Consider the following 14,276-nt stretch of genomic DNA (forward strand, 5'->3'; position numbering starts at 1 on the left):
TGCGCACCTTCAGATGCGTGCCAACAGGGGGAAAAGAGCGGCATCGGTTTGAAGGTGGATGTAGGCAGGATCACAAAACGCGGAATTCATCTCTGAAGGCGCGATAGGGCAGACCATTCCGCAAATGGCGTATTCTGCTCAAGAATTGATTACCACCGCGGCAGAATTTTTCGCTATTATTTCCCTCTTTTTTCACCTGCATATAGTGAGTTATGGAACGTTTTATTGAGAATCTGATGTACTCATCGCGCTGGCTACTTGCCCCTGTTTATCTCGGGCTGTCGTTGGGGCTGCTGGCGTTGGCGATCAAGTTTTTTCAGGAGGTGATCCACGTCCTGCCCAATATCTTAGATATTGCGGAAGCGGATCTGGTATTGGTTCTGCTATCGCTGATCGACATGACGCTGGTCGGCGGGTTGCTGGTGATGGTGATGTTGTCCGGTTACGAAAATTTTGTGTCGGCATTGGATATCACTGAAGGCCGAGAAAAGCTGAGCTGGCTGGGTAAAATGGACTCTGGCTCGCTGAAAAACAAAGTGGCTGCCTCGATTGTCGCTATCTCGTCTATCCATCTGCTGCGCGTGTTTATGGATGCGCGTAATATCCCAGACAACAAGCTGATGTGGTATGTGATTATCCATTTGACGTTTGTGCTTTCTGCGCTTGTCATGGGGTATCTGGATCGTATGTCGCGTTACGAAAAAAGCAAAACAGCATAATCAACGCCGCACGGTTTGCGTAGCCAGAAGAAAGAACAGATCCTATTGTTAACGAAGTGATTTTATCAACGCGCTTTGTCTAATGGAGGATATTATGCCGCAAACCGATCGTATTAACCGCCGTGTGGTTCTGGCCCAACGCCCGCACGGCGCACCGACACAAGATAATTTTCGTCTGGAACAGCAGGCTGTCCCGTTAGTAGAAACAGGGCAGGTGTTGTTGCGTACCGTATTTCTTTCCCTCGATCCTTACATGCGTGGCCGTATGAGCGACGCGCCCTCTTATGCTAAACCCGTCGAGCTGAATGACGTGATGGTCGGTGGCACCATCAGTCGTGTGGCTGAATCAACGCATCCAGATTATCAGGTTGGTGACTGGGTATTGTCCTACAGCGGTTGGCAGGATTATGTGCTTTCCGATGGTAAAGGATTAACCAATCTGGGGCAGTCGCCCACCAATCCTTCTTATGCGCTGGGTGTTCTCGGTATGCCGGGCTTTACGGCGTATATGGGGCTGACGGATATCGGCCAGCCGAAAGCGGGCGAAACGCTGGTGGTTGCCGCTGCGACCGGGCCGGTAGGCGCGACGGTCGGCCAGGTCGGGAAACTGAAAGGCTGCCGGGTCGTTGGCGTAGCGGGTGGGGAGGAGAAGTGTCGCTACGTGGTTGAGGTGCTAGGGTTTGATGTGTGTCTCGACCACCGAGCGGATGATTTTGCCGAACAACTGAAACAGGCTTGCCCACAGGGCATCGATATCTATTTTGAAAACGTCGGCGGGAAAGTTTTTGACGCGGTGCTGCCGCTGCTGAACGCCTCGGCGCGTATTCCGGTGTGCGGATTAGTCTCTGGCTACAATGCGACAGGGCTGCCTGATGGACCTGACCGCTTATCACTGCTGGCAGGGACTATCCTGAAAAAACGCATTCGCATGCAGGGCTTCATTATCTTTGATGATTATGGCCATCGCTTTGACGAATTCTGGAAAGCGGTGTCGCCGTGGGTTGCGCAAGGCAAGATCAAGTATCGGGAAGAAATTGTCGACGGTCTGGAAAACGCCCCAGAGGCCTTTATCGGCCTGCTACACGGTCGCAACTTTGGCAAATTAGTGGTCAGAGTCGGGCCGGATGCATAGCAACAAATGCGCACTGGCGTTGACGGAAAACGAGTTGGCGTAAAAATTGCCTGATCCCCTGCGTCATTGTTGCGGGGGAGAAGGTCAATGCATCCTGATTCTGCGTCATTTCGCGTGCGGCCATTGCAGCCGTGGTTTGTCATCAACGCGGCGGAAGATTACCTGAAGAAAAACGTCAGCCAGTCGCCGATTGCCCATTTTTACAGTTTTACGGTCGATCGCGCCGAATCGATGACGCTGGCTGTGCCGGATGGCAGCGTCGATCTGTTGTTGCACTGCTGTCCTGATGCACCAAGTGGGCGCGTTTGCGGCAGTACCGCATCGGCGCAGATTACCCGCCTGATGCCGGGAGAGCGCTATTTTGGCGTGCGCTTTATGCCGGGGATTATGCCCGCGTTTCTCGACCTGTCGCCGGGGGAGCTGGCGGGGCAGGAGATCCCTTTTGATGAGGTTGCACCTGATACCCCGCGCTTGCTGAGACGGCTGGTGAACAGCCATGATTTTAACGAACAGGTCAGCTTGTTTCTGCACTACTTTTCCTACTGGACGAACCGCTCGGCACCGCCGCTATTGCTGCAAATCATCGATCTGATTATGGCCCACGACGGTAAAATCAGAGTCGATGAACTGGAGCGAAAAACGCTCTATTCTGCTCGTTATATTCACCGTTTATTTCATGATAACTGCGGTATGTCGCCCAAAACGTTCTGCCGCACGATTCGTTTTCAGCGGGCGCTTGCGTTGCTCAATCAGGGCAATATCGACAACCTAACCACGCTGGCTCAGCGCCTTGAATACGCCGATCAATCGCATTTCTTCCGTGAATTCAAAGCATTTACCTCCTGTTCGCCGCAGCACTATCTGGCACGGTTACAGGCTGTGCGCTATCAGTATCGTATCCGCCAGTGCTGAATCCGCTGTGATGACGCCAGCGCGAAGATACCTCCTATCCTATGCCGCTTTTTTTGGGGCAATCTGCACCAAAAAGAGGCTATTACTGCACCGTAGCATGTGCCGATTTATTCTATTTTCCCCGCCTTACCCCTTGCTATAAACGTTTCACACCGTGCGCTATCGCACATTTCTCTTGTGAACGTTGTGAGGTTTTTTATGGCACAGGCAAAAGACATCGTACCGGGTTTTTACACCATTGATGACGCGATCGCACTGGATGGCGAGACCACCCGCGCGCTGCAATTAACCCACCTGAACCGCATGCGCTCTCTGGACGGTCATGCCAAATACTTTGTTCGAGCAGAAGGTAGCACCTTCATTGATGACAAAGGTGAAAAGCATCTGGACATGATTGGTGCGGTCGGGGTGGTGACGGTCGGCAACAACAATGAGTTCGTGTGGTCCTGTTTGCAGAAGTGTTTCGATAACCGCCTCTTCATGATGGGCGCGATTTCCTATCACAACGTGGCGGCAGCGCTGGCGCATAACATGGCGCTGCTCTCGCCACAGGGAAAACTGACCAAAATGGGTACGGCGACTGGAGGTGCAGAGGCGATCGAGGGAATGATCAAACTGGTCAAGCTCGGCACTCGACATAAAGCCCACAAGACTCACCTGCTGGCGACGCTGGGCGCGTTCCACGGTAAGACGTCTGGCGCGGTATCACTCGGTGGCAAGGATAAATGGCGTGCAGGGCAGCAGCCGACGTTAGACAATATCGATCATGTGACTTATGGATCGGTTACGGCGCTGGAAAGTGCGCTGGCGACAGGAAAATATAAGGCGTTTGTGGTGGAACCGATCCAGGGCGAAGGCGGCATTATCGTGCCGCCAGCGGGTTATCTGAAAGCCGCACGCGAGCTGTGCGATCGCTATGACACCCTGCTGGTGCTGGATGAGATTCAGTGTGGCGCGGCGCGTACGGGCAAATTCTGGTGCTGTGAACACGATGACGTCGTACCGGACTGTATCGTCTTCGCTAAAGGCTTATCTGGTGGGCTGGTGCCATTCGGCGGCTATCTCTGTACAGAAACCTTGTATGAAGCCGCTTATGGCACCATCGAAACCTGCTATCACCACACGGCTACCTATCAGGAAAATACCCTGAGTGCGGCGGCCGCACTGGGTTCCTTACAGTTCATCATCGAACACGATCTTTGCGGCATGGCGGAGCGTAAAGGCGCGTTAATGATGCAGCGATTATATGAAATTCAGGCTCGCCACCCGCAAGTGATCAAAGAAGTACGCGGCAAAGGGCTGATGATTGGTATTGAGTTTGGCCGTTTGCCGGAGGCTCTGCAAGCCAGTATGGGCGAATACTACTCTATGGCGATAGCGGGTCTGCTGGTAGAGAAATGGCGGATTCAGGTGAATTTCACCATCAATAATCTGGCGGTATTCCGCTTCCTACCGGCGCTGACGATTAGCGAAGAAGAACTCGACTATGCGCTGAACGCGTTTGAAGCGGCACTGAACAGCGTGGTTGAACAGGCTGAGCAGGCCAATACCTCTGTCATGACGGCATGAGGTGGCGACGATGACATTTACGTATTCACAACCGGTAAAACTGTGTGTCGGCAGAGGTGAGGTTGGCCGAGTTGGCGAAGAGGTGGCGCTGCTGGGGAACCGCGTGCTGTTGGTGACGGGGAAAACTAGCTGTCGCCAAACGGGGTTGCTGACGCGTCTGACCGACCTATTAACGCAGAACGGTGTGCGCTGGGTGCTATTCGACAGCATTGAAGCGAATCCGCTTACCACAACGATAGATGACGGTGCAACGCTAGCGCGTGAACAGCAGTGTGATGTGGTGCTTGGCGTAGGGGGCGGCAGCGTGATGGATGCCGCTAAAGGCATCGCGTTTATGGCATGTAATGCGGGGAAACTGCTGGACTACCTGTCTCAACCAGCGGCACCTGCCACGACGTTACCGCTGGTGCTGGTGACCACGACGGCAGGAACGGGGAGCGAGGGCAACTGCGTTGCTGTTTTCACCAATCCTGAAACCCACGATAAACCGGCATTTTTCTCACCGGCACTGTACGCCCGGACAGCCATTGTCGATCCGACGCTGATGGTTACGCAGTCACCACGTATGGTGGCGGCAACGGGGTTTGACGCACTCAGCCATAACATTGAGGCGCGGGTGGGTAAATTCTGCAATCCGATGACGGAAATCATGACCGAACGCGCCATTCGGCTGTTGACTACATTTTTACCACGCGTCTGTCGGGATGTGACCGATCTGGATGCCTGGGATCGGGTGTGCTGGGCGAACACGCTCGGCGGCATGGCTATCGGGATGTCGGCCTGCGGCCTGCCACATGCGATGGAGCACCCGCTGAGCGGGCTGTACAACATCACGCACGGCGAAGGGCTGGCGGCGTTATATCCCGAATTAATGCGTTTTTCCTGTGCTGAAAATGTCGCGGGTTTCGCTGCCGTTACCTGTGCGATGAGCGATAGCGTAACGCATCTTAATGACACCGAGCGGGCGAGGCACAGCGTCTATTTGGTACAGCGTTTTTTGGAAAATATCGGGCTGACGTTTACGCTGCGCGATCTCGGCGTGCGTGAGCAAGATATTCCCTGGCTGGCGGACAACTGCGTGCAGACGATGGGCGTGAGCTTGGAACAGAACCCGCGCTGGGCCTCACGTCAGGACATTGAAGCGCTGTATCGCACCTGCCTGTAAGGTGGCGCGGCGGCAAGGGATTTACCATCGACCCGATTGCGCGACATTACGCTATTGGGTTCGTTTTGTGTATCCGGGGGCAAGATGAATACGCATCAATTGAAAAAGAACAGCCTGGGGCTGTGGTCGTTGGTCTTCTTTGTTGTTGCCGCTGCTTCGCCGCTCACCGGCGTGGTCGGCGGTTTGCCGGTGGCGATCTCCGCAGGCAACGGGGCAGGTATTCCTGCTGTGTACCTGATGGCGGGCGGCATACTGCTGATTTTCTCTTTTGGCTACATCGCCATGAGCCGCTATGTGACCAATGCTGGCGCATTTTACAGTTACATCACGCTGGGATTGGGGCGTCGTGCGGGGTTTAGTGCTTTATCCGTCGCGCTGCTGGCCTATTTCGCTATTCAGATCGCGGTGGTCGCGATGTTTGGTTTCTTCAGCAGCATGTATCTACAGGAGCACCTTGGTATCGATCTGCCGTGGTGGCTCTATAGCGTAGCGATGTTGTTGCTGATGTGCTTATTGGGGATTGAGAGTGTGGAGGTCGGCGGGCGGGTGCTCGGCGTACTGATGTTGATGGAAGTGGGCATCATGCTGGTGGTGGATATTGCGGTGCTGCTGTCCCACGACACTCCCTCGCTCACGTTAGAGGCGTTTTCGCCAAGCGTGATTAATCAGGGCAGCCTTGGCATTGCGCTAATTTTTAGTATCGCTGCTTTTATCGGGTTTGAATCCACGGCGATCTACGGTGAAGAGTGCCGCAACCCTGAGAAAACCATTCCCCGTGCGACGCTGGCCGCGGTGATATTAATTATGCTGTTCTTTGCCTTCACCAGTTGGATGATGGTGCAAGCCTACGGGGTGGATCAGGTTCGGCAGCAGGCGATTAACGATCCTGGACGCTTTATTTTTAACGTATCGAACGCGCTGGTGGGGAAATGGTCTGAGCAGATGATATCGCTGCTGTTGATCACCAGCCTGTTTGCAGCGGCTCAGGCGTTTCACAATAACATCTCACGTTATCTGTTTAGCATTGGGAGAGATGGTGTGCTGTCCCCCAAATTGGCGCAGGTGAGTAAAAATAAAGGCACGCCCTACGTGGCAAGCATCGTGCAGACGATCGTTGTGTTGGGCGTACTGTGTATGATGGTGGTGGCGGATCTCGATCCGATGATGCAGATCTTCGCGTTAGGATCGGCGATCGCGACGATGGCGATCCTGCTGCTTCAGGTCGGTGTGTCGCTGGCCGTTATTCGCTTCTTCCAACGTGAAACGCAGCATCCGGTCCCGGCATGGAGCCGTCTGTGGGCACCGATTATCTCGACGGTAGCGATGCTCTCGGCGCTGATTATGGTCGTCAGAAACGTTGATGTTCTGAGCGGTTCATCATCCCAGATCGTTTCGCTGCTGCCCTGGGGCGTGTTCGGTATTGCCGTATTGGGCTATCTGTCCGCTAGTCGTATCCGCATTCCATCGCCGCAGGAAAATATGCTGTAGATTCTTCTACCATAATCAACCGGGCTGGTGATGATGAGATGGACCCGGTTTTATTGGTGGATTGCTCTTGTTAGTGATGTCATGGGCAGAACTTAAGAAATAATGTATCTACGTTTTTATGGTATTTTACTTGTACGGACAGATGCTAATTCGCGTATAAAAGCTACCTGAGTAATACAGTAAAATAGCAAGGTAAGTAATGATTTTTGGTGGAGTCCGTTTAACCAAAATAAAAGGGATGGATAAAGGAATAATGATGAAATTTAAAAAAGCATCAGCACCATTTCTTGGCGTTTCGCAGAACGTCTCAAGCGAAGTGTTGCCAAACATCCATCCAGGTTTTGTTGAGGAGAACGCATCAATTAAAAAAACACACAATAGGGAATAAGCATAAAAGTAGATATTGTAGGTATAGTTTTTTTTCAACATATTATGTCTCCTTATTAATAAGCGATTTGACAGAGGCTAATTCGTGTATAGAAACGGTATGAATGATATATAAGGATAGCAAGATAAGTAATGATTCTTGGCGGCGTTCGTTTGACCAGAAGAAAAGGAATAGATAAAGGAACAATGATAATGCTGAAGAAACCATCGGCATCAGCCTTTGGCACTTCACAGAGGTCTTCAATTGAGTCGCCATCTATCATCCATTCATATTCGATGGTAGAAAAAGCATTGATTAAAAAAATGCATAAGGAAGCATATGTATAAAAATATATATTATAAATAAAACTGTTTTTTCTTAACATTATATCGAGCACCTCATTTAATCTGTGGGTTGTGATGATTTTAGTGAAGGAAATCATCCTTTAATAAATGAGATGTCAATTGTTTTTTCTTTATCATCTTGTATTAGATTAACCTCATCATGTTCTTTTATCCATGCTTCACTTATATTTCCGTAACTCCATGGGAAGCTTTTTATTTTTTTAAATCCAAGTGTCTCTATATATTTTACTAATTCAGCTTTACGCTCAGGTATGGGATTATAAAAAACTACGCCATTAGTTAATCTCTGCGTGCCATCTTGTGAGTAATAATAAATTTCATAATTGTCAGAAATAACAGGTATGTCCTTTACTTCATCGAGGGTTAAAATATGATAGGTAAAATAATCATTTTTTTTGTAGTAGTAGCTTTCTTCGTAGAATAAGCCTGCGGAAATAATAAATATGCCAATTGAGAGAAATAGCAAAAATATTGCTTTTATGAAGTCGCTGTATTTGAATTTTAACACAACGTGGTACTCCAAATGTATATGGTTTTTCATCTCCTGATCTTACCACGTAAAATATTCTCACTCCATCCCTGTGGGGAAATAAATAATGACGACACCATTGCCAATTGGGCTCATCATGATTAAATGAATCAAGCCTAATGGCTAAGTGATTTTTTAATTATTAGCAAAAATTAAATCGAATAAAAAAACTCCATAAATAATAAAATAGAATAATAATATAAGTCATTGTTCTGGCTATGCTCCTTTTTAAAAAGAAGAATGGGATAGATAATGGGATAATGATAAATGCAAAGAACCCATCAGAATCTCCTTCTGGTATCTCACAGAGATTTCTTATTTCTACCCCATCGACCATCCCTTCGTAATCTCTTATTGATGTGATCAATATGATCATAGCGCAGAGAAATGAGTAAAGATAAAATGTAATGTTGTAAGTGGTTTTGCTATAGCTTGGCATGTAAGCATTCTCGTGATTTTAATTACTGCCGTCATTTTTAGGATGGGGTGGTAACGTCATAAAGACGTTTTGTTATTCCTTCTCGATGATTTAGCATCGATCTGCCGTATGACGTCCAGTCCCTCTCTTCTTTCGCACTTTTTTCTGCATTTCTTAATTCGCTGGAATTCTTTTCAAAAATTTCGACAACCACCCTAATTTGCACGGCATCAATGCCGATTGATGTTTTCTCTGGTGACGGTATAAAAGTATTAGTAGATTAAATACCGAGGTCAGTGGTTAAAATTACTGATTTAATTAAAAATATCGTTATTGATAACTCGCCGCTTAGGCGGCGAGATTGATGACCTATTCCAATTTTATTATTTTCCGGCACTGAGCCAGTCTGGCAGATCGTGTAATCCCATCGCCTGACGGACCAGCGTCGGTTTAATGCCGGGCAGTTTGTCCGCGAGCACCAGTCCGACGTCACGCAGCAGCTTTTTCGCCGGATTGTCGCCGTCAAACAATTCACGGAACCCTTGCATGCTGGCGAGCATCACGGCGGCGCTGTGTTTGCGGCGGCGTTCATAGCGCCGCAGATAAAGATGCTGACCGATATCTTTGCCCTGAGCCTGTAAACGCTTCAGTTCTGCAATCAGTTCAGCGACATCCATGAAGCCCAGATTGACGCCTTGGCCTGCCAGCGGGTGAATGGTGTGCGCCGCATCGCCGACCAGCACTAGCCGATGTGCGGCGAAGCTGCGCGCGTAGCGCCCTATCAGCGGGAAAGTCTGGCGCTCGCTTTCCAGTTCACATAGCCCCAATCGCATATCAAACGCCATCGCCACCTGACGGTTGAATTCCTCCACGGGCAAACTCTGCATCGCCTGTGCCTGCTCGGGTGAAAGCGACCAGACAATCGAGCAGAGGTGCGGATCGTCGAGCGGCAGGAATGCCAGAATGCCATCACCGTGGAACGCCTGACGCGCGACGGACTGATGCGGATGTTCAGTACGAATATTGGCGACCAGCGCGTGGTGTCCGTAGTCCCAAAAAGTCAGCGGAATATCCGCATGTTGACGCAGCCATGAATGGGCACCGTCTGCGCCAACTACCAGTCGGGCGGTCAACATGCTGTCATCCTGCAACGTAATAAAGGCTTCATTCTCCCCCCAGGCGACCTGTTTTAATGATGCGGGGGAGAGCAGGGTGATGTCGCTTAACTGGGAAGCCCGTTGCCACAGCACCTGCTGAATCACGGGGTTTTCAATGATATGGCCAAGATGAGAAAAACCGAATTCTTCACCGCTAAAGCTGATTTTGCCGAAGCTGTCTTTGTCCCAGACCTGCATGTCGTTGTAAGGGCTGACGCGCTGTGCCACGAGGTTTTCCCAAACGCCGATATGGCGCAGGAGACACTCACTGGCGGCATTAATGGCGGAGACGCGCAGGGCATGGTTCTTCCCGAGCGGTTGGGGTTCTGCCGTCTGCTTTTCCAGCACGGCGATGCGCAGGCCACTACCCTGTAGGCCGCAGGCCAGCGCCAAACCGACCATACCGCCACCGGCAATAACCACGTCGAATGATTGCATTTCCGTATTTTCCTGTTGGCGAGCTTAATTAACGTTTTACCCAACCCAGCGTGCGACGGGCAAACGCATCGCGCATCAGCGGCAGGTTATTCATAGCGATCAGGCCCAGATTGCGGCCGACGGCCAGTGCGGTATAGCGGTTAGCGAACAGTCTGACCAGACCATCGGTAATCGCCACGGTGGCATGTTGGTCGGGCTCGCGGCGTTGCTGATAACGGCTGAGTACACTGTACTGGCCGATATCCTGCTGGTTTTTCGCAGCATCGACGAGCGTTTCCGCTAGCGACATGACATCGCGAATCCCCAGATTAAAGCCTTGTCCGGCAATGGGGTGCAGCGTTTGTGCCGCATTGCCTACCAGCGCCAGCCGATGACTGATGTGTTGGTTGGCAGTAAGCAAGCGCAGCGGGTAGCTGTGGCGTTCGCCGATATGGGTGAACTGCCCCAGACGCCAGCCAAAATCCTGCTGTAACTGCTGGCGAAATTCGGTTTCGCTCCACCCATCGATCTCAGCTTGGCGATGTTTATCATGACACCAGACGAGCGAACAGCGACCGTTATTCATCGGTAAGAGCGCCAGCGGGCCGTGTGGGGTAAATCGCTCAAATGCCCGCCCACGATGGGGTTCGGTGGTGGTCACGTTGGCAATGACCGCGACCTGATCATACTCATGCTGCTGCCAGTGAATCCCGCAGGATTGCGACAGCATAGAGTGTGATCCATCGGCAGCAACCAGTAGTTGACCCGTTAGCTCCGTGCCATTGTCTAGCGTTAGCGTCGCGTTCTCTTGCGACCGTTTGACGGCAACCACTTTGGCGGGACAGTGCAGGCGCACGCCGGGGGCTTGTTGCAGCAGAGAAAACAGGCGTTGCCCGATGTCGTGCAGTTCAACCACATGGCCCAATGCCTGAACGTGGTAGTCCGACGCGTGCAGATTCACCGCGCTGGCATGGCCGCGTTCGCTGACATGAATGTCGGTAATCGCAGTCGCATGGCTCGACAAGGCTTGCCAGATGCCCAGCGCCGCCAACTGCTGGCGTGTGCCATCGGACAGCGCAATCGCGCGGGCGTCAAAACCTGGATGTTCCCTATCGAGCGGGGAATAGGCTTCAACCAGCTCGACCGGGATCGTACCTTGCGAGAGCCGCGATATCGCCAGCGCTAGCGTCGCGCCTGCCATTCCGCCACCGACAATCATGACCGCCATGTTTTAGTCCTGTTGAAAAAGCTATTTATGAGTGTTTGTCATGCTGCTGTGCCATCAGCGCTTCGATGGCATCGGCGTCTTTGACCACGCTAGCCGTCAGGTTTTCATTACCGTTTTCGGTGATGACGATGTTGTCTTCGATACGCACGCCAATTCCCCGGTACTGCTGTGGCACTTTGGCATCGGGCGCGATGTAAAGACCTGGCTCGATAGTCAGTACCATTCCGGGTTCAAGCGGACGGCCTCGGTCGGTTGTGCCGTAGTTGCCGACGTCGTGCACGTCCAGACCTAGCCAGTGGCTGAGGCCGTGCATAAAGAACTGACGATGTGCCTGTTCGGCAATCAGCTCTTCTACTTCACCCTTCATCACGCCGAGTTTGATGAGCCCGTTAACCATGATGCGCACCACCTCTTCGTTTACGTCGCGGATGCTGCGACCCGGCCCGAACAGCTCCAGTGCCCTCAGTTGTGAGCGCAGTACGATGTCATAAATGGCCCGCTGTGGCGCGGTAAACTTACCGTTGACGGGGAAGGTACGGGTAATATCGCCGGCATAACTTTTGTATTCACAGCCCGCGTCAATTAGCACCAGATCGCCGTCGCGCATTTGTGTTTCGTTTTCGGTGTAATGCAGGATACAGGCATTGTCACCGCTGCCAACAATGGTGTTGTAAGACGGGTAGCGCGCGCCGTGCCGAGTAAATTCGTGGTGAATCTCGCCTTCAAGCTGGTATTCATACATGCCGGGACGACACTTCTGCATGGCACGCGTATGGGCCTGCGCGGTAATTTCGCAGGCGCGACGCATTACGCTGATTTCTTCAGGCGATTTGAACAGACGCATCTCATGTACCCACGGGCGCCAGTCGGTCAGCGTCGCGGGGGCGACAAACCCCTGCCGGGTGCCGTTGCGCAAGGTATCCAGCGCGGTGAAGACCAGTTTGTCGGCGTAATCGTACTGCCCCTGCGCGTGGTACACGACGTCCAATCCATTCAATAACAAATGCAGTTGTGCGCTGATTTCGCCAAACGGCAGGGCGCGGTCAACGCCGAGTTTGGCGGGTGCCGCTTCCTGACCAAGACGACGGCCAAACCAGATTTCAGCGGTCAGGTCGCGCACGCGGTTGAAGATGACGCTGTGATGATGTTTGGCATCGCTTTTTACCAGCAGTAGAACGGCTTCTGGTTCGTTGAATCCTGTGAAATACCAAAAATCGCTATTTTGACGATAAGGATAGTCACTGTCGGCATTGCGCTGCGCTTCCGGCGCGGCAAAAATAATCGCCGCGCTGCCCGGTGCCATTTTTTCCAACAGACCCTGACGACGACGAAGAAATTCTTGTGGATTCATCACCTGCTCCTGAAAGTAGTCCGTGCGGTTGCTTTTCCCTTCCGCCTTGCGTAATTCGGTATTAGTGCAATGTTGGTTTTTGCTGTTCGGGTGCCGTCACAACGTGCTGGCTGGTAAATTCGGTATGGCACAAAATGGCAGAAACGCGAACATACTCAATCACTTCTTCCAGTGATTGTTCCAATTCTTCCTGATCTTCATCTTCGTCGTAGCCAAGCTGTGCGATGTTGCGTAAATCGTCGATGGCTTCTTTCAACTCGCCCTTAGCCTTGTTCAACTTTGGCTGAACGACGCCCAGGCCAAGCAGGAAGTGGTTGACCCAACCTGCCAGCGCATCGGCGCGATCGAAGACGCTCACTTCGTCCTGCGAGTCATCAGGCAGGAAAAGCTGAAACAGAAAACCATCATCTTCCAGCGCTTCACGCGTAGCCTGATACAGATCCTGAAGCGGTTGCGACAGCGTTTGAGTAAACGCCATACCTTCATTAGTCAGTTCAAAAACCAGCGTTCTCCAACTGTCGTCATGGTTTCCACCACACAGCATTCCGCTGATCAAGCCGTGCATTTCTGCCGCAGTCAGCGCGACTTGCTGTTGGTGAAGCAGTTGGTTGAGGCCTTCATAGGCGGGAAACGTATTCTCTATAGACATGCGGATTCGTCATCGTTGGCTGGATTGGTTCGTGCTATGCTACCACCAAGCTCCCTTTGGATTCCAGAAAGGGCTTGTATCTTAGATCTCGGCTATATATAGTTGCGCCCGCTTTAACGAACCCGATGTAACGGGTAATGCTCATGCTATGCGACACGCTGGCGCAAGAACGAAAAAAGGCAGGAAGGTGGTATGTCTGCACAACCAGTAGATATTCAAATTTTTGGCCGTTCGTTAAGAGTGAATTGTCCGCCAGAACAACAGGAAGCGTTGAATCAGGCAGCGGAAGATCTTAACCAGCGGTTGCAAGATCTGAAAGTTCGCACTAGAGTCACCAACACCGAGCAACTGGTGTTTATTGCCGCGCTGAATGTGTGTCATGAACTGGCGCAGGAACGGGGCAAAACGCGTGATTATGCGTCGAATATGGAACAGCGTATTCGTATGTTGCAGCAGACCATCGAGCAGGCGTTGCTGGAACAGGGCAAGATCACGGAGCGTCAGGGTACACAATTTGAATAACGTCGTATTTTGACAAAAGTACGGTGTTTTTACGCGATAAGACGTGCTAAGGTTTATCGCGAGTAACGAATAAAATTTCTCTGAGATGTTCGTCAGCGGGCCAGTCCCCTGAGCCGATATTTCATACCAAACAGAATGTAATGCTCTGCGGTTGGTGAGCACGCTCGGTTCGTCCGAGAAGCCTTAAGACTGCGACGTTATGTTCACCTTGAACCAAGGGTTCAAGGGTTACAGCCTGCGGCGGCATCTCGGAGATTCCCTTTCTTTTATCACTCTTGACCCGTGGCG

Annotated in this window: 15 protein-coding genes and 1 other RNA gene; 8 read left to right on the forward strand and 8 right to left on the reverse strand. The window is 51.6% G+C overall.

Features of this window, described 5'->3' with window-relative positions:
• Positions 1-212: 212 nt before the first annotated feature.
• From A7983_RS10595 to A7983_RS10620, 6 genes are all read left to right on the forward strand, one after another.
• A complete protein-coding gene (locus A7983_RS10595; RefSeq protein ID WP_005971121.1) occupies positions 213-719 on the forward strand; it encodes a TIGR00645 family protein in 507 nt (168 codons plus the stop codon).
• A gap of 94 nt (positions 720-813) precedes the next feature.
• Complete coding sequence (locus tag A7983_RS10600; protein ID WP_005971118.1) at positions 814-1,851, forward strand: NADP-dependent oxidoreductase; 1,038 nt, start codon at positions 814-816, stop codon at positions 1,849-1,851.
• An 87-nt stretch (positions 1,852-1,938) separates the two neighbouring features.
• Entirely contained in the window at positions 1,939-2,763 is an 825-nt protein-coding gene (locus A7983_RS10605) for a helix-turn-helix domain-containing protein (protein WP_005971115.1), read from the forward strand.
• Between the two features lie 198 nt (positions 2,764-2,961).
• On the forward strand, positions 2,962-4,332 hold the full coding sequence (locus tag A7983_RS10610) for an aspartate aminotransferase family protein (protein ID WP_005971113.1): 1,371 nt from the start codon (positions 2,962-2,964) through the stop codon (positions 4,330-4,332).
• 10 nt (positions 4,333-4,342) lie between these two features.
• A complete protein-coding gene (locus A7983_RS10615; RefSeq protein WP_005971112.1) occupies positions 4,343-5,497 on the forward strand; it encodes an iron-containing alcohol dehydrogenase in 1,155 nt (384 codons plus the stop codon).
• 84 nt (positions 5,498-5,581) lie between these two features.
• Positions 5,582-6,985, forward strand: coding sequence for an APC family permease (locus A7983_RS10620; protein WP_005971110.1), 1,404 nt, complete (start codon positions 5,582-5,584; stop codon positions 6,983-6,985).
• A 126-nt stretch (positions 6,986-7,111) separates the two neighbouring features.
• Here A7983_RS10620 and A7983_RS10625 read toward each other — a convergent pair whose 3' ends face one another.
• The 8 genes from A7983_RS10625 to A7983_RS10655 form a co-directional block, all read right to left on the reverse strand.
• Positions 7,112-7,414 (reverse strand): DUF2645 family protein, encoded by a 303-nt coding sequence (locus tag A7983_RS10625; RefSeq protein ID WP_005971108.1) that lies wholly within the window; start codon positions 7,412-7,414, stop codon positions 7,112-7,114.
• Between the two features lie 14 nt (positions 7,415-7,428).
• Positions 7,429-7,737 (reverse strand): DUF2645 family protein, encoded by a 309-nt coding sequence (locus A7983_RS10630; RefSeq protein WP_005971106.1) that lies wholly within the window; start codon positions 7,735-7,737, stop codon positions 7,429-7,431.
• A gap of 53 nt (positions 7,738-7,790) precedes the next feature.
• Positions 7,791-8,225, reverse strand: coding sequence for a hypothetical protein (locus tag A7983_RS10635; RefSeq protein ID WP_005971104.1), 435 nt, complete (start codon positions 8,223-8,225; stop codon positions 7,791-7,793).
• A 163-nt stretch (positions 8,226-8,388) separates the two neighbouring features.
• A complete protein-coding gene (locus A7983_RS23390; RefSeq protein ID WP_005971102.1) occupies positions 8,389-8,685 on the reverse strand; it encodes a DUF2645 family protein in 297 nt (98 codons plus the stop codon).
• 362 nt (positions 8,686-9,047) lie between these two features.
• Complete coding sequence (gene ubiI / locus A7983_RS10640) at positions 9,048-10,259, reverse strand: FAD-dependent 2-octaprenylphenol hydroxylase (protein ID WP_005971100.1); 1,212 nt, start codon at positions 10,257-10,259, stop codon at positions 9,048-9,050.
• 28 nt (positions 10,260-10,287) lie between these two features.
• Entirely contained in the window at positions 10,288-11,466 is a 1,179-nt protein-coding gene (gene ubiH / locus A7983_RS10645; RefSeq protein WP_005971098.1) for a 2-octaprenyl-6-methoxyphenyl hydroxylase, read from the reverse strand.
• 25 nt (positions 11,467-11,491) lie between these two features.
• The gene (pepP, locus tag A7983_RS10650) at positions 11,492-12,817 is read right to left on the reverse strand and encodes a Xaa-Pro aminopeptidase (RefSeq protein WP_005971096.1); all 1,326 of its coding nucleotides are present in this window, start codon (positions 12,815-12,817) and stop codon (positions 11,492-11,494) included.
• Between the two features lie 61 nt (positions 12,818-12,878).
• Complete coding sequence (locus A7983_RS10655; RefSeq protein ID WP_005971094.1) at positions 12,879-13,466, reverse strand: YecA/YgfB family protein; 588 nt, start codon at positions 13,464-13,466, stop codon at positions 12,879-12,881.
• A 192-nt stretch (positions 13,467-13,658) separates the two neighbouring features.
• Here A7983_RS10655 and zapA point away from each other — a divergent pair, with 192 nt between their 5' ends.
• Together zapA and ssrS are read left to right on the forward strand one after the other, a co-directional pair.
• Positions 13,659-13,988, forward strand: a complete 330-nt coding sequence (gene zapA / locus A7983_RS10660; RefSeq protein ID WP_005971092.1) for a cell division protein ZapA — start codon at positions 13,659-13,661, stop codon at positions 13,986-13,988.
• A 74-nt stretch (positions 13,989-14,062) separates the two neighbouring features.
• Positions 14,063-14,247: non-coding RNA, 6S RNA (ssrS, locus tag A7983_RS10665), on the forward strand.
• Positions 14,248-14,276 lie beyond the last annotated feature (29 nt).

This window comes from Pectobacterium wasabiae CFBP 3304, from assembly GCF_001742185.1.
GTDB lineage: Bacteria > Pseudomonadota > Gammaproteobacteria > Enterobacterales > Enterobacteriaceae > Pectobacterium > Pectobacterium wasabiae.